The sequence below is a fragment of the Blastococcus sp. TF02A-35 genome (genome assembly GCF_004571075.1).
GTDB lineage: Bacteria > Actinomycetota > Actinomycetes > Mycobacteriales > Geodermatophilaceae > Blastococcus.
In genome coordinates this window covers 77,167-94,045 of sequence record NZ_SPQP01000012.1, presented here as the reverse complement: position 1 = coordinate 94,045, position 16,879 = coordinate 77,167, and the positions used below count along the sequence as shown (strand labels likewise).

Annotated in this window: 21 protein-coding genes and 1 riboswitch; of the genes, 9 read left to right on the top strand and 12 right to left on the bottom strand. The window is 75.0% G+C overall.

The window, feature by feature from the left end; all coding sequences use genetic code 11:
- Nucleotides 1-128: 128 nt before the first annotated feature.
- From E4P43_RS08345 to E4P43_RS08335, 3 genes are all read right to left on the bottom strand, one after another.
- On the bottom strand, nucleotides 129-1,085 hold the full coding sequence (locus E4P43_RS08345; RefSeq protein WP_135144994.1) for a nitronate monooxygenase: 957 nt from the start codon (nucleotides 1,083-1,085) through the stop codon (nucleotides 129-131).
- A gap of 19 nt (nucleotides 1,086-1,104) precedes the next feature.
- Nucleotides 1,105-1,347 (bottom strand): acyl carrier protein, encoded by a 243-nt coding sequence (locus E4P43_RS08340; RefSeq protein ID WP_135144993.1) that lies wholly within the window; start codon nucleotides 1,345-1,347, stop codon nucleotides 1,105-1,107.
- A 68-nt stretch (nucleotides 1,348-1,415) separates the two neighbouring features.
- Nucleotides 1,416-1,634, bottom strand: a complete 219-nt coding sequence (locus E4P43_RS08335; RefSeq protein ID WP_135144992.1) for a hypothetical protein — start codon at nucleotides 1,632-1,634, stop codon at nucleotides 1,416-1,418.
- Between the two features lie 73 nt (nucleotides 1,635-1,707).
- Between E4P43_RS08335 and E4P43_RS08330 the strand changes: the two genes are divergently transcribed.
- Nucleotides 1,708-2,037 carry a metalloregulator ArsR/SmtB family transcription factor gene (locus tag E4P43_RS08330; protein ID WP_209313790.1) on the top strand — a complete coding sequence of 110 codons (330 nt, stop codon included), beginning with the start codon at nucleotides 1,708-1,710 and terminating at the stop codon, nucleotides 2,035-2,037.
- On the top strand, nucleotides 2,034-2,537 hold the full coding sequence (locus tag E4P43_RS08325) for an SRPBCC family protein (protein ID WP_135144990.1): 504 nt from the start codon (nucleotides 2,034-2,036) through the stop codon (nucleotides 2,535-2,537). The genes E4P43_RS08330 and E4P43_RS08325 overlap by 4 nt, the downstream gene beginning before the upstream one ends.
- 4 nt (nucleotides 2,538-2,541) lie before the next feature.
- On the opposite strand, the gene E4P43_RS08320 is transcribed toward E4P43_RS08325, so the two are convergent.
- Nucleotides 2,542-3,702, bottom strand: coding sequence for an NADH:flavin oxidoreductase/NADH oxidase (locus E4P43_RS08320; protein WP_135144989.1), 1,161 nt, complete (start codon nucleotides 3,700-3,702; stop codon nucleotides 2,542-2,544).
- Between the two features lie 203 nt (nucleotides 3,703-3,905).
- On the opposite strand from E4P43_RS08320, the gene E4P43_RS08315 reads away from it, so the two are divergent.
- The 3 genes from E4P43_RS08315 to E4P43_RS08305 all read left to right on the top strand — a co-directional run bounded on the left by E4P43_RS08315 (nucleotide 3,906) and on the right by E4P43_RS08305 (nucleotide 7,757).
- On the top strand, nucleotides 3,906-5,720 hold the full coding sequence (locus E4P43_RS08315; RefSeq protein WP_135144988.1) for a phosphoenolpyruvate carboxykinase (GTP): 1,815 nt from the start codon (nucleotides 3,906-3,908) through the stop codon (nucleotides 5,718-5,720).
- Nucleotides 5,721-5,872: 152 nt separating this feature from the next.
- Nucleotides 5,873-7,087 (top strand): MFS transporter, encoded by a 1,215-nt coding sequence (locus tag E4P43_RS08310; protein ID WP_135144987.1) that lies wholly within the window; start codon nucleotides 5,873-5,875, stop codon nucleotides 7,085-7,087.
- A gap of 4 nt (nucleotides 7,088-7,091) precedes the next feature.
- Entirely contained in the window at nucleotides 7,092-7,757 is a 666-nt protein-coding gene (locus tag E4P43_RS08305) for an acVLRF1 family peptidyl-tRNA hydrolase (RefSeq protein WP_135144986.1), read from the top strand.
- A 2-nt stretch (nucleotides 7,758-7,759) separates the two neighbouring features.
- Here the strand turns inward: E4P43_RS08305 and E4P43_RS08300 are convergent, their stop codons facing one another.
- Genes E4P43_RS08300 through E4P43_RS08285 form a run of 4 tightly spaced genes read right to left on the bottom strand, consistent with a single transcriptional unit; the run spans nucleotide 7,760 to nucleotide 10,508 of the window.
- Nucleotides 7,760-8,359 carry a hypothetical protein gene (locus E4P43_RS08300; RefSeq protein WP_135144985.1) on the bottom strand — a complete coding sequence of 200 codons (600 nt, stop codon included), beginning with the start codon at nucleotides 8,357-8,359 and terminating at the stop codon, nucleotides 7,760-7,762.
- A gap of 48 nt (nucleotides 8,360-8,407) precedes the next feature.
- Nucleotides 8,408-9,418, bottom strand: coding sequence for a zinc-binding dehydrogenase (locus E4P43_RS08295; RefSeq protein WP_167759124.1), 1,011 nt, complete (start codon nucleotides 9,416-9,418; stop codon nucleotides 8,408-8,410).
- 9 nt (nucleotides 9,419-9,427) lie between these two features.
- Nucleotides 9,428-10,318 carry a YhjD/YihY/BrkB family envelope integrity protein gene (locus tag E4P43_RS08290; RefSeq protein ID WP_135144984.1) on the bottom strand — a complete coding sequence of 297 codons (891 nt, stop codon included), beginning with the start codon at nucleotides 10,316-10,318 and terminating at the stop codon, nucleotides 9,428-9,430.
- Between the two features lie 10 nt (nucleotides 10,319-10,328).
- Nucleotides 10,329-10,508: a hypothetical protein gene (locus E4P43_RS08285; RefSeq protein WP_135144983.1), complete on the bottom strand. Its 180-nt coding sequence runs from the start codon at nucleotides 10,506-10,508 to the stop codon at nucleotides 10,329-10,331.
- A gap of 200 nt (nucleotides 10,509-10,708) precedes the next feature.
- A riboswitch (cyclic di-AMP (ydaO/yuaA leader) is annotated at nucleotides 10,709-10,857 on the top strand.
- 17 nt (nucleotides 10,858-10,874) lie between these two features.
- Between E4P43_RS08285 and E4P43_RS08280 the strand changes: the two genes are divergently transcribed.
- Complete coding sequence (locus tag E4P43_RS08280; RefSeq protein ID WP_135144982.1) at nucleotides 10,875-11,966, top strand: C40 family peptidase; 1,092 nt, start codon at nucleotides 10,875-10,877, stop codon at nucleotides 11,964-11,966.
- Here E4P43_RS08280 and E4P43_RS08275 read toward each other — a convergent pair.
- Nucleotides 11,936-12,505, bottom strand: a complete 570-nt coding sequence (locus E4P43_RS08275; protein WP_209313789.1) for a hypothetical protein — start codon at nucleotides 12,503-12,505, stop codon at nucleotides 11,936-11,938. The two genes, E4P43_RS08280 and E4P43_RS08275, sit on opposite strands and share 31 nt — an antisense overlap.
- 83 nt (nucleotides 12,506-12,588) lie before the next feature.
- On the opposite strand from E4P43_RS08275, the gene E4P43_RS08270 reads away from it, so the two are divergent.
- A complete protein-coding gene (locus tag E4P43_RS08270; RefSeq protein WP_135144981.1) occupies nucleotides 12,589-12,915 on the top strand; it encodes a DUF3817 domain-containing protein in 327 nt (108 codons plus the stop codon).
- A gap of 29 nt (nucleotides 12,916-12,944) precedes the next feature.
- Entirely contained in the window at nucleotides 12,945-14,267 is a 1,323-nt protein-coding gene (locus E4P43_RS08265) for a serine hydrolase domain-containing protein (RefSeq protein ID WP_135144980.1), read from the top strand.
- Between the two features lie 3 nt (nucleotides 14,268-14,270).
- Here E4P43_RS08265 and E4P43_RS08260 read toward each other — a convergent pair whose 3' ends face one another.
- The 3 genes from E4P43_RS08260 to E4P43_RS08250 are packed head-to-tail and all read right to left on the bottom strand — an operon-like array spanning nucleotide 14,271 to nucleotide 16,519.
- The gene (locus E4P43_RS08260; protein WP_135144979.1) at nucleotides 14,271-14,894 is read right to left on the bottom strand and encodes a pyridoxamine 5'-phosphate oxidase family protein; all 624 of its coding nucleotides are present in this window, start codon (nucleotides 14,892-14,894) and stop codon (nucleotides 14,271-14,273) included.
- A gap of 12 nt (nucleotides 14,895-14,906) precedes the next feature.
- Nucleotides 14,907-15,422, bottom strand: coding sequence for a hypothetical protein (locus E4P43_RS08255; RefSeq protein WP_135144978.1), 516 nt, complete (start codon nucleotides 15,420-15,422; stop codon nucleotides 14,907-14,909).
- 38 nt (nucleotides 15,423-15,460) lie between these two features.
- The gene (locus E4P43_RS08250; RefSeq protein WP_135144977.1) at nucleotides 15,461-16,519 is read right to left on the bottom strand and encodes a peptidase M42; all 1,059 of its coding nucleotides are present in this window, start codon (nucleotides 16,517-16,519) and stop codon (nucleotides 15,461-15,463) included.
- A 104-nt stretch (nucleotides 16,520-16,623) separates the two neighbouring features.
- On the opposite strand from E4P43_RS08250, the gene E4P43_RS08245 reads away from it, so the two are divergent.
- The gene (locus E4P43_RS08245) at nucleotides 16,624-16,875 is read left to right on the top strand and encodes a DUF3253 domain-containing protein (RefSeq protein ID WP_135144976.1); all 252 of its coding nucleotides are present in this window, start codon (nucleotides 16,624-16,626) and stop codon (nucleotides 16,873-16,875) included.
- The last annotated feature ends 4 nt before the right edge of the window (nucleotides 16,876-16,879 follow it).

The following is a 16,879-nucleotide window of genomic DNA, read 5'->3' as shown; positions in this document are numbered from 1 at the left end:
GGCGTTAGCGTGGGCCACAGAGACCTCCGGTCGGGAGTGGGGACGTCAGACATCGCCACTCCTTCCGGAGGTCTCCTTCGTGATCAAGCCACCACGCCGACTGTCAACAACGTCCGTGGTCACGACATCTAGGCCAGCAGGTCCGGCACGGCGCGCAGCGCCCGCTCGGCGTCCTCGGTGAGCATCCGGACGACGTCGGTCGCCGACCGCTCCTCGGTGACCAGGCCAACGGACTCGCCCGCGTAGAGCGGCGCCTGCTCCAGGTCGTCGCTCCTCCGCGCCTCGACGACGCGCTGCGAGGCGAGGTCGTCGTGCGCCAGCTCCGCCTCGCGGCCGTGCCAGGTGCGGCTGAACTCGTTGGCCAGCGCCCGGCCCGGCCAGCGCTCCGGCCACGCCAGCCGCTGCGCGACGTCGAACGCTCGGGTGAGCACGGTGTCCTCGCCGGCCGCGGCGCGCACGCGGGCGCGGGCGGCGGGGGAGTTGAGCCCCTCGGGGCAGGCGAGCAGCGGCGTCCCGACCCAGACGCCCGCGGCTCCGGCGGCGAGGACGGCGGCCATCCCGCGACCGGTGGCGATCCCGCCGGCCGCGACCACCGGGCGGTCGGTGAGCGTCAACACCTCCTGCAGCAGCGGGAGGGTCGCGCGGTGCCCGGTGTGCCCGCCCGCCTCGCTGCCCTGCGCGACGAGCACGTCGACGTCGGCGGCCACCGCCCGGTGCACGTCGGCGACGGTGTTCACCTGCGCGGCGACCGCGATGCCGGCGTCGTGCAGCGTGCCCACGTACGGGCCGGGGTCGCCGAAGGAGACCGACACGAGCGCCGGCCGGGCCGCGACCGTCGCCGCCAACAGGTCGGGCCGGTCCGCGAGCACCCAGGCCATGAGGCCCACGCCGAACGGCAGGCGACCCGGGATGGCGCACTGCTCGGCGACGAAGGCCGCGGTGTGGTTCCCGGCCACCCCGACCATCCCGAGGCCACCGGCGCGCGAGACGGCGGCGGCCAGCGCGCCGCCGGAGACGCCGGCCATCGGCGCACCGATGACCGGCGTCCCCAGCTCGAAGCGGCGGGTCAGCGGGGTCCTGATCACGCGGCCATCCTGCCGCGCCTCACTTCGCGGCGGGACCGCCCTGGCTGGTGCCCTGCAGCCGGCCCAGGAACTCGTGGCACTTGGCCGCGCGCTTGGAGTCCTGCTTCATCACCTTGCGGAAGAACTCCGCGATGTCGTCGAGGCCGGCGTTCTCGGCGTCGCGGACGTACTGGCCGTAGTCGTGCCCGGCCTTGAGCGAGTGGTACTGGACGGAGATGAGGTCGTAGTAGACGTCCTCGAAGCCGGTCTCACCGGTGGCCATCAGGTCCTCCTCGGGTGCTGCGGGCGTGGTCGCCGCCACATACCCGGGAGGACCGGTCCGTCACACGGTCAGGTCGACGGTCCGTCGGAGAAGGCGCCGCCGGTCACGTCGCCGCCGCCGGCCTCGTCGGAGAGCGTCTGGCTGGTGGCCAGCTCCTCCTCGCCGGTCGACGCGGGGTCGTCCACGGTCGACGCCAGGTCGGCGCCCTCGCCGTAGGCGCCCGGGTCGGCCTGCGTGGTGCGGGGGTCGTTGAGCGGGTCCGGGGTGTCGGGATCGGTGACGGTCATGCCCGACCTCCTATCCCGATGCCCCGCGGGCGAACCCCTGGTCGACGCGTAACCGATGTGTTACGCATGCCCCGTGGAGGCGCTCCAGGCCCTGGCCGACCCGATCCGGCGGGAGCTGCTGGCCCTGCTGGCCGGCGGCGAGCGCACGGCGGGAGAGCTCGCCGAGCCCTTCTCCGTCAGCCGTCCCGCGATCAGCCGGCACCTCCGGGTGCTGCGCGAGAGCGGGCTGGTCCGGGTTCGGGCCGACGGCCGGCAGCGGCGCTACGCGCTGGACCCCGCGCCGCTGCGCGAGCTGGACGACTGGCTGGAGCCCTACCGCGACCTGTGGGCGCAGCGGCTGGACGCCCTGGACACCGAGATCGCCCGCGGCCGGCGGGCACGGACGAACGGAGAGGCCCCATGACCGAAGACCTCGAGACCCGGCGCGGCGTCGTCACCGACGAGCCCGACGGCCGCCGTCGCCTGGAGTTCCGCCGCTCCTGGCCCGACCCGATCGAGGACGTGTGGTCGGCCCTCACCGAGCCCGACCGGCTGGTCCGCTGGATCGGCACGTTCGACGGCGAGCGCCGCGTGGGTGCCACCGGCACCTTCACGATGACGCACGAGGCCGAGCCGGTGGGCGAGCCGATGACGATCGAGGTCTGCGAGCCGCCCCACCGCCTGGTCGTCCTCTGGCCGCAGGCGGACGGGGAGCCCTGGCGGGTCGACCTCGAGCTGCGCGAGGCGGGGGACCGCACGGTGCTGCGCTTCCTCCAGCACTTCCCGCCCGGCACCGACGTCACCGACTACGCGGGTGGCTGGCACTGGTACCTCGACAAGTTCGACTCCGTGGTCGGCGGGCGCGCGGCGCCCGCCGACTGGGACGCCTTCTGGGCCGAGGTCGGCCCGGGCTACCGGGCCTGAGCGCTCAGGAGGCCTGGACGACCTGCACGGGGTCCGGGCCCGCCCACGGGCCCAGCCGGCCCAGCAGCCGGTCGCGCGAGGCCAGCCGCGGCCCGGCCTGCACCGGGTAGGTGTCGTAGGCGTCGGTGAGCTCGCGGGCGGCGTGGACGGCGAAGTTGGGGTCGTCCTGCGCCTCCCGGGCGATCCCGACGAGGTCGGCCGCGCCGGTCGCCACGACCGCCTCGGCCTGGCGGGCGTCGACGACCAGCCCCACGGCCATCGTCGCGATGCCGGCCTGCTCGCGGACCGTGGCGGCGTAGGGCACCTGGTAGCCGTAGCCGATGGGGTGCTCCCAGCCCCCGCCGAGCCCGCCACCGGAGACGTCGACGACGTCCACCCCGAGCGTGCGCAGCTCGCGTGCGAAGGCCACGGTGTCCTCGATGGTCAGGCCCTCGGTCGAGCCGTCGACGGCGGAGACGCGGACGAGCAGCGGCTTCTCCTCGGGCCACGCCGCGCGGACGGCCTCGACGACCTCGAGCGGGAAGCGCATGCGCGCCTCGCGGGAGCCGCCGTAGCCGTCCGTGCGCCGGTTGCTCAGCGGCGAGAGGAACTGGTGCAGCAGGTAGCCGTGCGCGGCGTGCACCTCGACGACGTCGAAGCCGGCCGCCTCGGCGCGACGGGTGGCGGCGACGAACGCGTCGCGCACCTCCGCCAGCTCCTCGACCGAGAGCGCGTGCGGCACCGGCCAGCCGGGACCCGCGGGCACGTCGGACGCCGAGACCGTCGGCCACGGCGCCTCACCGGGCCGGGCGTTCTCCTCGGTGACCGGGCCGCTGCCGTCCCAGGGGCGGAGGCTGCTGGCCTTGGCACCGGCGTGGGCCAGCTGGATGCCCGCAGCAGCGCCCTCGGCGTGGAGGAAGTCGACGACGCGGGCGAGGCCGGGCACGTGCTCGTCGGACCACAGGCCGACGTCGCCGTGGCTGATCCGGCCCTCCGGCGTGACGCCCGTGGCCTCGACGAGCACCAGCCCGAAGCCGCCCAGGGCGAACCGACCGAGGTGGACCAGGTGGTAGTCGCCGACGAAGCCGTCGGTGACCGAGTACTGGCACATCGGCGCCACCGCGAGCCGGTTGCGGAGGGTCACGGTCCGGAGGCGAAGCGGTGCGAGGAGCGCGGGAGTGTTCACGAGATGTGTCGAACAACGCCTCCCACCAGGCTCTTCCGAGCTGAGGAGTAGACGTCCTATACGTAACATTCATCGCAGTTACAGCTGTGTGTCCGCGCTTGTACCCTGTCCCGATCCGGATCGGCCGCAGGCGCGGTCGCAGCGGCTAGAGCAGGACCGCCGGGGCAGGTTTCCGCCCCGGTCACGCAGAGGATGGAGACGCCGTGACTTCCGTGGCCACCCCCGGTCTCGAGAACGCCCCCACCACGCACGCCCGGCTGCTCGCCTGGGTGCGGGAGATGGCCGAGCTGACGACGCCGGACCAGGTGGTCTGGGTGGACGGCAGCGAGGAGGAGTCCGCGCGGCTCACCCAGAAGCTCGTGGAGGCCGGCACCTTCCGGCCGCTGGAGAAGAAGCCGAACTCCTACTGGTGCGCCTCCGACCCCAGCGACGTCGCGCGCGTCGAGGACCGCACCTTCATCTGCTCGGTCGACGAGGCCGACGCGGGTCCCACCAACAACTGGATGGACCCGAATGAGATGAAGTCGATCATGACGGAGCTGTACCGCGGCTCCATGCGTGGTCGCACGATGTACGTCATCCCCTTCTGCATGGGCCCGATCGAGGCCGAGCACCCGATGTTCGGCGTCGAGATCACCGACTCCGAGTACGTCGTCGTCTCCATGCGCGTCATGGCGCGCATCGGCAGCCGCGTGCTCGAGGCCCTGGGCACCGACCGCCCGTTCGTCCCCGCCATGCACTCCCTCGGCGCCCCGCTCGAGCCCGGCCAGGCCGACGTCCCGTGGCCGTGCAGCCAGACCAAGTATATCGTGCAGTTCCCCGAGGAGCGCATGATCTGGTCCTACGGCTCCGGCTACGGCGGCAACGCGCTGCTGGGCAAGAAGGCCTACGCGCTGCGGATCGCCTCCGCCATGGCCCGCGACGAGGGCTGGCTGGCCGAGCACATGCTGATCCTCAAGCTCACCAGCCCGCAGCAGAAGACCTACTACGTCGCCGGCGCCTTCCCCTCGGCGTGCGGCAAGACGAACCTGGCCATGCTCGAGCCGACCATCCCGGGCTGGAAGGTCGAGACCATCGGCGACGACATCGCCTGGATGCGCTTCGGCGAGGACGGCCGCCTCTACGCGACCAACCCGGAGTACGGCCTGTTCGGGGTCGCGCCGGGCACGGGCTGGGACACCAACCCCAACGCCATGCGCACCATCGACAAGGGGAACTCGGTCTTCACCAACGTCGCCCTGACCGACGACGGCGACGTCTGGTGGGAGGGCATGACCGAGGAGCCCCCGGCGCACCTCACCGACTGGAAGGGCCGCGACTGGACGCCGGACAGCGACGAGCTGTCCAGCCACCCGAACAGCCGGTTCTGCACCCCGATCACCCAGTGCCCGATCCTGGCGCCGGAGTACGAGGACCCGAAGGGCGTGCCGATCTCGGCCATCCTCTTCGGCGGCCGCCGCAAGACCACGATCCCGCTGGTCAGCGAGGCCCGGGACTGGAACCACGGCGTCTTCATGGGCGCGACGCTGTCCTCGGAGACCACCGCCGCCGCCACCGGCGCGGTCGGCGTCATCCGCCGCGACCCCTTCGCCATGCTGCCGTTCATCGGCTACAACGCCGCCGACTACTTCGGCCACTGGGTGAACACCGGCAAGCAGGCCGACGCCACCAAGCTGCCGAAGATCTTCTACGTCAACTGGTTCCGCCGGGACGAGGACGGCGGCTTCCTGTGGCCGGGCTTCGGTGAGAACAGCCGCGTGCTCAAGTGGGTCATCGAGCGCCTCGAGGGCACCGCTGCCGCCGTCGAGACGCCCGTCGGCCACGTGCCCACGGTCGACTCCCTCGACGTCTCCGGCCTGGACATGACGCCCGAGCAGGTCGAGAAGGCCCTCGCCGTCAAGCCCGAGGAGTGGCAGGCGGAGATCCCGCAGATCACCGAGTGGTTCGAGAAGTTCGGCGACAAGCTCCCCAGCACCATGTGGGACGAGCTCGAGATCCTCAAGAGCCGCCTGAGCTGATCGCCGCCCCGCAGGGGGTGACGAACGAGGCCCGGAACCCCGGTGGTTCCGGGCCTCGTTCGTCCGTTGCACGGTTCGTCGCCGGGGCGTGCGGTCCCCCGGTCGGTTAGCGTGACCTAGCCCCCTCCCCCTTCCCGGAGGCATCCCCGCTCGTGGCCAATCCGTACCTGCAGGTCCTGCGGACCCCGCATGCCCTGCCCATGGTCCTGGCGGCGTTCATCGGCCGGCTCCCGCTGTCGATGGTCGGCCTGGGCTGCGTCCTGCTGGTCGCCGCGGAAACCGGTTCCTACGGCCTCGGCGGGGCGGTCGCCGCCGTCGGCGCGGTCACCACCGCGATCGCGGGGCCGCTGTTCGGCCGCTGGGCCGACACGCACGGGCAGCGCAAGGTGCTCCTGCCGGTCCTGCTCGTCTTCGTCCTCTCCGGCGCCGCGTTCCTCTTCTCGGTGCGCGAGGACTGGCCGCTGTGGATCGTGTTCGTCACCGCCGGCCTGGCCGGGGCCTGCATCCCGCCGGTCTCCTCGATGATCCGCGTGCGCTGGACCCACCTGCTGCGCGGCAGCCACCGGCTGCCCACCGCGCTGGCGATGGAGTCCGTCGTCGACGAGTTCGCCTTCATCGTCGGCCCGGTGCTGGTCACCTTCCTCTCCACCACCGGGCACGCCACCTCGGGCGTGGTCACCGCCTTCGCGCTGGCCACCGTGGGCAGCCTGCTGTTCGCGGCGCAGCGCAAGACCGAGCCCGAGCCCCACGGGCACGTGAGCCGGCAGGGCCCCTCGGCCATCCGCACCACCGGCCTGCGCGTGCTGTTCGTGGTCGGCGCGGCCGTGGGCGCCATCCTCGGCACGCTCGAGATCGCCCTGGTCGCCTTCGCCGAGGAGGTCGGCGCCAAGTCCGTCTCCGGGGTGCTGATCGCCGGGCTGGCGGTCGGTTCCATGGCCAGCGGCATCGGCTGGGGCGCCGTGCACTGGCACACGCCGCTGCGCCGCCGGCTGGCCGTCGCCCTCCTGCTGCTGACCGTCCTCACCGTCCCGCTCGTGCTCATCGAGGACCTGTGGGTGATGCTGCCCTTCGTGGTCATCGCCGGGATCGCGGTCTCGCCCTCGCTGATCAGCTCCTTCACCCTCGCCGAGCTGCTGGTGCCCCGGTCGGCGGTGACCGAGGCCTTCACCTGGATCGGCACCGCGCTCGGCCTCGGCGTCGCGCTGGGCGCCTCGGTCGCGGGCAAGATCGTGGACGTCTGGGGTGCCAACACGGCGTTCGTCGTCGCCACCGCCTCCGCCGGGGTCGCCGCGCTCGTCGTCCTGGCCTTCCAGCGGCTGCTGCACGTGCCGGCCGAGCACGTCAGCGAGCCCGCGCTGGCCGGCTGACCCGGTGACCCGGCCCCGGCCGGCCGCCGGGGGCGGTCGGCAGCTCGGCGTCGCACCCGCGCGGCTCGGTCGCTGGCTGGACGGCGTCGCCACCCGGCACGGGGCCTTCACCGAGGTGGCGGTGGTCGACGGCGGGCTCGCGGTCACCTGCGCCGACAGCACGGCCGTCACGCTCCGGGCGCCGTTCGGCTGGGCGCCGGAGGTGCCGCTGCTGGCCTCCTTCACCGCTGCCGCCCAGCGCGAGCACCGCGCCGCCGTCCTCCTCGTGCGGCGGGGCCGGTGGGCGGTCGGCGTCTTCGACGGCGACGGCCTCGTCGTCTCCAAGGTCGACGCGCGGCAGGTGCAGGGCCGGACGGCGGCCGGGGGCTGGTCGCAGCAGCGGTTCGCCCGGCGGCGGTCCAACCAGACCGACGCCGTCGTGGGTGCCGCGGTCGACACCGCGGCGCGCGTCCTGCTGCCGCACGTCGACGGGCTGGCGGCGCTGTTCACCGGCGGGGACCGCGGCCTGGTCGACGACGTGCTCGCCGACCCCCGGCTGCGCCCCCTGGCCGCGCTGCGCGCCGGGACGTTCCTCGACGTGGGGGAGCCGACCAAGGCCGTGCTGCTGACCACCCCGGGCCAGTTCCGCGCGGTGGACGTGCGCATCGTGGAGCCCGGCGACCGCGCCTGAGGTCAGCCGGCGGGGATCGGGACCGGCGCGTCCATCACCTCCGGGAAGAGCGGGAAGCGGCTGGTGAGGCCGAGCCGCTCCGGCCCGTCCTCGGCGACCGAGGGGTGCAGGCCGACCACGATGCCGTCGCCCGCGGCGCGCGGGCCCGCGGCGGTGACCACGCCCGGGTTCTCGCGGACGAGCCGGCCGGCCTCCTCGACCAGCTCGCCGTCGCGGAAGGGGGTCTCCTCCACCCGGACCTCGAAGGTGCCGCCGTCCCGGCTCCCGGCCAGGGCGGACAGCCCGGGCGGCGGCGTCCCGTGCCAGCGCAGGACGACCAGGGCCCGGTCGCGGCTGATCTCCGGCTGGCCCAGGTCCGGGTGGCCGCCCCAGCGCCGCTGCACCTCGTCGAGGACCGCGTGCATCTCCGCCGTCACGGGCGGGAGGCCGAGCGCCTCCTCCGGCAGCGGCGCCGGACCCTGGAGGGGTGGGCCGCCGGGCGTCGGCGCCACGAGGGCGACCGGGCCGTCGAGGGTCCTGTCCTCATCCGCCCCCGCGGAGGCGCAGCCGGCCAGAAGACAGGCCACTGCGCCGAGCAGCAGCGCGGACCGGGCGGTTCCCACAGGAGCAGGCTGGCGTGGCCCGCGGCGCCGCGCAAGGGCCTCGCCCGGTCAGGGCGTGATGACCAGCCGGATGGGGTCGCCCTGCTTCTGCGCCAGCCGCTCGACGCCCTCGGCCGCCTCGGTGAGCGGCAGGGTGCCGGAGATCGAGCGGGAGAGGTCCAGCCGGTGGTGCCGGATCAGGTCCACGAGCTCCTGCACGTGGCCGGGCTCGGAGCCGTAGTGGCCCAGGATTCGCTGGCCGAAGTAGCTGAACTGCGTGCCGTTGCGGATGGTCAGCGGCTGGTCGGTGAGGCCGACGAGCACCAGCGCGCCGTTCCGCTCGAGGCAGCGCACCGCCTGCTCGCGCACCGGCGCCACGCCGGCGAAGTCGAAGGCGGCGGCCAGGCCCGCGCCGCCGGTCAGCTCGCGCACCCGGGCGGCGATGTCGTCCGACGGATCCAGGGCCAGGTCGGCGCCGAAGTCCAGCGCGCGCTGCCGGGCGGCGGGCACCGGGTCGACGGCGACGATGGGCGCGGCGCCGGCCAGCCGCAGCAGCTGCACCGCGTGCGCGCCCAGCCCGCCGATGCCCCAGACGCCGACGGGCTGGGCGGCGCGCACCTGCGCCGTCGCCACGATCGAGGCCCACGGCGTGGAGACGGCGTCGGGCACGATGCAGGCCTGCTCGAACGGCAGGTCGTCCGGGATCGGCACGAGGGTGTCGGCGGTGGCGAGGGCGTACTCCGCCCAGCCGCCGTCGTAGTCGACGCCGCGGGTGTGCACCCACTCGCCCTTGAGCTCGCCGGCCTGCAGCAGCACCCGCTGCCCCTCGGCCCACCCGGCGACGTCGTCGGCGTGCTCCACGACCGTGCCGGCGACCTCGTGGCCGAGGGTCACCTCGTCGCCGGCCAGGAAGAGCGGGGAGAGCTGCCCCTCGATGAGGTGCACGTCGGACAGGCAGATGCCCGCGGCCGCCACCTTGACCAGCACCTCGCCCGGCCCCGGGGTCGGCTTCGGCACCTCCTTGACGACGAACTCGCGGGTGCGCACGTTGAGCCGGCCGGCCAGCATCGAGTCGGGCATGCCCTGTTCCTACCGTCCCGGCGCCACCGGCACAGCAGCCGGGCCGCCCAGCACCTCGTCCAGGGCCCGGGTGACCAGCCAGCCGATGACGACGACCAGGTGCAGCACGAACAGCCACAGCCCGACGGCGACGACGCCACCGATGACGTCGAGGCCGCCGAACGGGGCGCCCAGGTCCAGCGGCAGGGACAGGAAGAGCACGAAGCCCTGGAGGAACCCCGACACGCACGCGGCGGTGAAGAGGGCGCCGACGAGCAGGGCCTGCAGGCCCACCCGGCCCCCGGCGACGACGCGGAACCCGAACGCGAGCGGCACCGTCAGCGCGGCCAGCACCGAGTAGAAGCCCACTGCCAGCTGGCCGAGCGTGGCTGCGGCGCCTCCGCGCTCGGCGAGGTCGGCCATCGCCGCCCCGGCCAGCAGCAGCGGGTAGAGCAGGACGGGGGCCAGCAGCAGCAGCGGTAGGGAGGCGAGCCGCCCCCGCCAGCCGGTCAGCCCCTCCTCGCGGGAGCTGAAGCGCAGCAGGGCCCGCCGGAGGCCCTCGCCGTAGAACGTCATCGGGACCAGCGCCAGGAGGGCGCCGAGCGGGCTGAGGCCCACCCCGGCGTCCACCAGGCGGGCCACCGCCTCAGGTGCGCCGAGCTCTCCGGGCAGCAGGTCGGCGACCCGGCCGCCCAGCTCGTGCACGCGCTCGGGGGACGTCAGCCAGGCGGTCAGGGCGAAGGCCAGCAGCAGCAGCGGCACCACCGCGATGCCCGCGTAGAACGTCAGCCCGGCGGCGAGCAGCGCGAGGTCCCGGCCGACCAGCCCGGACCGGACGCCGGCGGTGACGGCCGTGGCCGCCGCCCGCCAGGAGCCGCGGGCCGGAGGGGTGCCCGGCGCGTCGGTCGGCCGCCGGCTCACCGCGTCCCGGTCACGGGTTGCTGTTGCCGTCGTTCGAGCCGGTCTCCTCGCAGCTCGCGTCGTGCGGGTTGTTCGCCTGGTCGGAGGTCGAGTCGCAGTTGGTCTCGCCGCGCTGGACGTCGGTGTTGTCGCCGCAGGCGACGAGCGAGCCCACGAGGGCGAGGAGCAGCAGCGGCTTGCGGAGGTCCATGTACCGGTAGTGGTCCCGGGGCCGGGGGCCGAAACCGTGCGTCCGCGTGGCGGCGGGAGGGTTACCAGCCGATGTGACCCAGCGCCCACAGCGAATTACACAAATGTCGTTCCGGGGATTGTCACGGCCCGGTCACGGCACTTACGGTGAGTGCGTCCGCCGGGGCTTTCAGTCACTGCCTGAGTGACCCCCGCCGGGCGCCGTCGAGCCGGCCACCCGCACAGGCGTGGGTGCCGGACCGGGGACCCACCGCAGCACAGGGGTGAAGTGAGACGGACTCGTCCGTCCCGCCGGGCGCACTCCCGCCCGAACCCGTCAGCTAACCCGGTAGGCGGCTCGTGGAAGAGATCGGAGAGTCGCCGCACGATGGCGTCCCCCCTGCGCACGTCCGCCCGCCGCAGCACCCTGCGCCGGGCCGGCATCGCTCTCGCCGGCACCGTCGGCATCCTGCTCGCCTCCGCGCCCGCCTCGGCCACGCCGGGCGCCCCGACCACCTCGGCGGACGCCGCGCGCCTGGTCGCCGAGCGGGGCCACCAGCTCGAGGTCGTCACCGAGCAGTTCAACGAGGCCCGGGACGCGCTGGCCGCCCAGCAGGCCGCCGCCGTCGCCGCCGGGGCAGAGCTCGAGCGGGCCACCGCCGAGCTCGCCGCCGCGCAGCAGTCGGTGCGCGCGGTCGCCCGCACCGCCTTCACCGGCGAGAGCATGGGCTCCTTCCAGGCGATGATGACCAGCGGCTCGGCCGACGAGTTCGTCTCCCGGGTCACCACCCTGCAGACCATCGCCGGCCACCAGACCGGCATCGTGGAGCGGGCCGCGGCCGCCAACGTCGCCGCCGCCCAGGCGCAGGCCACCGCGCAGCAGGCCGCCACCGAGGCGCAGGCCACCTACGACGCCGTCGCCGCGCAGCAGGCGGACCTGCAGAAGCAGATCGACGACTTCAAGGCCCAGTTCAACCGGCTCAGCGCCGAGGAGCGGCAGGCCGCCGTCGCCCAGGCCGCGCACCCGGCCGCGGCCGAGGACGCCGGGGAGCGGCCCGAGGGCACCCGGGCCAGCCGCGACGACCGCCAGGCCCCCGCCCCCAGCGGCCCGGTCGTCGCCAACAGCCAGGCCGCGCAGGTCGCCGTCGACACCGCCATGGCGCAGCGCGGCAAGCCCTACGTCTGGGCGGCCTCCGGCCCCCGCAGCTTCGACTGCTCGGGCCTGACCCAGTTCGCCTACCGGGCGGCCGGCATCAGCCTGCCGCACTCCAGCCGCAGCCAGTCCGGCATGGGCCAGGCGGTCTCCCGCGACCAGCTGCAGCGCGGTGACCTGGTCTTCTTCTACCGCCCGGTGAGCCACGTGGGCATCTACATCGGCAACGGCCAGATGGTGCACGCCCCGACCTCCGGCGACGTCGTCAAGGTGGCGCCGCTGGACTCGGTCGGCGGCTACAGCGGGGCCCGCCGCATCGCCGGCTGAGGCAGGGGCGGCTCCACCCGCTGCAGCAGCCCCCAGACGAAGGTCGTCCGCGGGCCACCGGGGAGCCGAACCTCCCAGCGCGTGACCACGCCGGGGTCGACGCTCCGCGCGCCCGGGACCGCGACGACGTCGTCGAGCACGTGCTCCCAGACCAGCAGCCGCCCGGCGGTCGCGGGCGGGACCGGCGACCCGGGGGCGCGGGCCAGGTGCTCGTGCAGCACCGACCCGCCCGGCCCGCTCACCACCTCCCAGAGGAGGTGCGGCCACAGCGGCAGCGGCCAGCGGCGCACCTGCACGTCCAGGTCGCCGAACCGCCGGTCCTCCAGCTCCTCCGGCGGGCCGAGCACCGCCGAGCGCAGCGCCAGCCCGCGCGGTGCCCGCCGCGAGTGCTGCAGCGCCTGCCACCGGGTGTGCGCGGCGTGCGCCTCGGCGCGGGTCGCACCCAGCCGGGGGAGCGCCTCGGCGACCAGGTCGGGGCGGACGTCGGCCATCCGGCGCAGCAGCACGAGGCAGAACTCGCGCCGCGCCAGCCCTCGCACACCCCGACCCTGCCACCGGGCACCGACGGGCCGGTGAGCAGGCCCACCCGCTGGCCGGCCGCTCCGTCAGGGACCATGGGGGCGTGAAGCCCAGCACCGTCGCCCAGCTCTTCCGTGCCGTCGCCCTGGCCGAGGCCGCCTCCTGGCTCCTGCTGCTCGGTGGGATGTTCGTCAAGTACGTCCTGGGCGACTCCGAGCGCGGGGTGCAGATCTTCGGCCCGGTCCACGGCGGCGTCTTCATGCTGTACCTGGTGGTCACCGTCGTGGCCTGGCGGGTGCTGCGCTGGGACCACCGGACGACGTTCCTCGCGCTGGTGGCCTCGGTGCCGCCGCTGGCCACCATCTGGTTCGACCGCTGGGCCACCGCCAACGGCCGGCTCCCGCTCCCGGAGCCGGTGCCCACCACCTGACCCCGACGGCGGCCGATACGGTCGGCGTCGTGCCCGAGACCGTGCTGCCCTCGACCGCCCGCCTCCTGCTCGCCCGCACCGCCCGCGTCCAGCGCGACGGGCGCGCCCCGAGCCTGGTCGCCGGCGTGGTCCGCGACGGCGGCCTGGCGTGGTCGGCCGGCCGCGGCGACGTGCCCGGGCCGCACACCGACGTCCAGTACCGGCTGGGCTCGATCAGCAAGACCGTGACCGCCGTCGTCGTCATGCGGCTGCGGGACGAGGGCCTGCTCGGGCTCGACGACCGGCTGGAGCGGCACCTCCCCGGCACGCCTTTCGGCGACCGCACCGTCGGCCAGCTGCTCTCCCACCTGGCCGGCGCCTCGGCGGAGAGCCCCGGCGGCTGGTGGGAGCGCACCCCCGGCGGCTCGCTGGAGGAGCTGGGCCTGGGTGGCGCCGACGTCGTCCTCGGCGCGGCCCGGCGGTTCCACTACTCCAACCTCGGCTTCGGCCTGCTCGGCGAGCTCGTCGCGCGGCTGCGCGGGACGTCGTGGGAGGACGCCGTCACCACCGAGGTGCTGGCGCCGCTGGGGATGCGGCGCACCACCCCGCGACCGGCCGCCCCGGCGGCGGAGGGCCTGGCGGTGCACCCCTGGGCCGACGTCGTCCTGCCCGAGCCGGAGCACCACGCGGGCGTCATGGCGGCGGCCGGGCAGCTGTGGGCGACGCTGGCCGACCTGGGCCGCTTCGCCGCGTTCCTGCTGGGCGACACCGCTGACGTGCTGGACCCCGGCACGCTGGAGGAGATGACCGTCCCCGCCGGCGTGGACTCCTCCGCCGTCGGGTGGTCGGCCTACGGCCTGGGGGTCCAGGTGATGCGGCTCGACGGCCGCACCCTGGTGGGCCACGGCGGGTCGATGCCCGGCTTCCTGGCCGGGGTCTTCGTCGACCGCGAGGAGCAGACCGGCGCCGTCTCGCTGGCCAACGCGACCAGCGGCGTCGACCCCCTGGTCTTCGGCCTGCTGGCCGACCTGCGCGCCGCCGAGCCCCGGGTCGTGGAGGCCTGGGCGCCGTCGCCGTCCCCGGTGCCGCTGGACTCCCTCGGCGTCTGGTTCTGGGGCCCGTCGCCGGTCGTGCTGCGGGCGGTGGCCGGCGGGATGCTGCACCTCGGGCCGCTCCCGGGCCGCGCCGGGCGGGCGAGCCGGTTCGCCCGCCGGGACGACGGCCGCTGGGTGGGCCTGGACGGCTACTACGCCGGCGAGACGCTGCGCATCGCCGACGACCACCTGGACCTGGACACGTTCGTCTTCACCCGCACGCCCTACGACCCCGCCGCGCCCGTGCCCGGTGGCGTGGACGAGGGCGGCTGGCGCTAGGGCTCAGCTCGCGGGGTAGAGCCCGGCGGAGTAGGCGGCGGAGGAGTAGTAGCGCTCCAGCTCCTCGAGCGGCTCGTCCTTCCGCTCGAGCGCGTGCGCGATCCGGGCACGGGTCGGCACGACGTCCGGCCGCCAGCTCTCCGGGTCCCACAGCTGCGAGCGCAGGAACGCCTTGCCGCAGTGGTGGAACACCTGCTCGACGTCGACGACGACGGCCAGCACCGGGCGGTGCCCCTTCACCACCATGCGGTCGAGCAGGGTGGGATCGGTGGTCAGCCGGGCGCGGCCGTTGATCCGCAACGTGTCGGTACGGCCCGGGAGCAGGTAGATCAGCCCGACGTGCGGGTTGGCCAGGACGTTGCGGTAGCCGTCGGCCCGCCGGTTCCCCGCCCGCTCCGGGATCGCGACGGTCCGCTCGTCGAGGACGAGCGTGAAGCCGGGCGGGTCACCCTTCGGCGAGACGTCGCAGGTGCCGTCGGCGGAGCTGGTCGCCACCAGGCAGAACGGGGAGGCGGCGAGCCACTCCCGGTCGACATCGGCGAGCGCCGTGCGCTCCTTGGCCAGCGCCGCGGGCACCGGCTCCCCGAGCAGCGCGCGGAGCTCCTCCTCGCTGGTGATCTCGTGCACGGGGGAACTGTGTCAGGGGCGGTCGAAGGCGTCGATCGTGTTCTTGACGACGACGCCGTAGACCAGGTGCGGGACCAGGTCGCTGACCCAGTCCGTCGCCGACCACGTGCGCGGGTCCGTGACGCCGAGCGCCGCCATCGGGCCGTTGGCCGCCACCATCACGCCGGCCGTCGTGAGCGCGATGCCGACGGGCTTGGCCGACAGGTAGCCGCGGGAGCGGGCGAGGCCCCCCAGCGTCCCGACGCCGACGCCGGCCACCAGCCCCAGCAGCGGGCCCAGGCCCTGCACGCGGTTCTGCCGCGTCTCGTCGTCACCGGGGACCGGCACGTGCGCGGCGTCGGACAGCCGCTCGACCGTGTCCTCCGGGGTGGAGCTGGTGCCCCGCCCGCGGACGGCCATGTCCAGGTAGGTGACGGCGTTGAGCGCCGTGCTCCCGGCCGCACCCGCGGCCGCGCCCCGCAGCGCCCAGCCGAGCGTGCTGATGCCGCGCTTGCCCTTGCCGCTCACGCCGAGAGGGGTCCGCTTCATGGCGCCGCCCGTACCCGCAGGCCGGGACGGCACACGCCTCAGACCGGCCGCCGCAGGTACTCGGCCACCAGCCGGGCGACCCGGCCCACGGTGTCGCGGTGCTGCACCTCGTAGCCGTGCGTGCTGAGGGTGGGCAGGGAGACCAGCGCGGCCCGGGCCGTCTGCCCGTGGCTCTTGGCCTGCGACCCGTCGGAGTCGAAGGACTCCCAGACGGCGGCCCGCGGCGCCAGCCCGAGCTCCCGGCCGAGCGCGAGCAGGCGGTCGGAGATGGCCTTGTCGTAGACGACGGCGTCGTCGGCGTAGGCGACCACCGGGCCGGAGTCGACGCCCACCTGGTACTCGGGCTCGGCCGGGCCGACGTCCAGCGCCAGGGTGATGTCGCCGGGCAGGTGACGGCTGGCCCAGGTGGCGCCGATGCCGCCCATCTCCTCGCCGGCCGTGCAGACGAGGTAGGCGTCCCCCGCCGGCCCTCCGCCCTCGCGGAGCAGCCGCGCGGCCGCGACCAGCGCGGTGAGCGCCGCCCGGTCGTCGAGGAAGTAGCTGGCGACGAAGTCGCCGACGTCGACCAGCGTGCGCCGGGCCCGGTGGACGCAGACCCGGGTGCCGGCGTGCACGCCGGCCGCCTCGAGCTCCTCGGGCGAGCTGCCGGTGAAGGCGTGCACGTCGCTCCACTGCATCGCCCGGTCCCCGCCGTCGGGCTTGGTCTGCCAGACCTGCGTGGTCTCCGGGGTGGTGTGCTCCGACCCCAGCATCAGCACGGCGGTGAGCTGCGCCTCGTCGCCGAGCACGGTGAGCGGCCCCAGCCCGAAGTTGGCGGGGTACATCGTGCCCAGCTGCGAGAGCCGGAGGGCCCCGTCCGCCTCCACCCGCTTGACGATCATGGAGAGCTCGTCCATGTGCGCCATGACGCGGACCACCGGCGCCGCGGCGTCGCTGCCGCGGACCAGCCCCACGAGGTTCCCCGCCGCGTCCACGGTCAGCTCGTCGACCAGGGGCTCGAGCGCCCGCCGGCACACCTCCCGGACGTCGTCCTCCTGCCCGCCGGGGCCGTAGGCGTGGAGCAGCTCCTGCAGCAGCTCGCGGTCGGTGGGTGTCACGGGGCTCCTCGGGCACGGGTGGGCGACCGGCGGCCCCTACCCGCGACCGTGCCCGGCACTCACCCGTGCTGGCGGCCCCGTCCCGGGACCGGCACGCTGGCCGTGTGGACGACGTCGGCGCGCGGCTGGAGCGGGCGATCGGTGAGCTGCTCGACCGGCGCAGCGCCGACTCCTCGATCTGCCCGTCCGAGGCCGCCCGCGCCGTCGACCCGGAGGCCTGGCGGGACCTCATGCCGGCAGCGCGCGCCGCGGCCGGCCGGCTGGCGGCCGCCGGCGAGGTCGAGGTGACCCAGGGCGGCGCGGTGGTGGACGTCCACGGCGCCCGCGGCCCGGTGCGGGTGCGCCGCCCGAGCTGAGGCG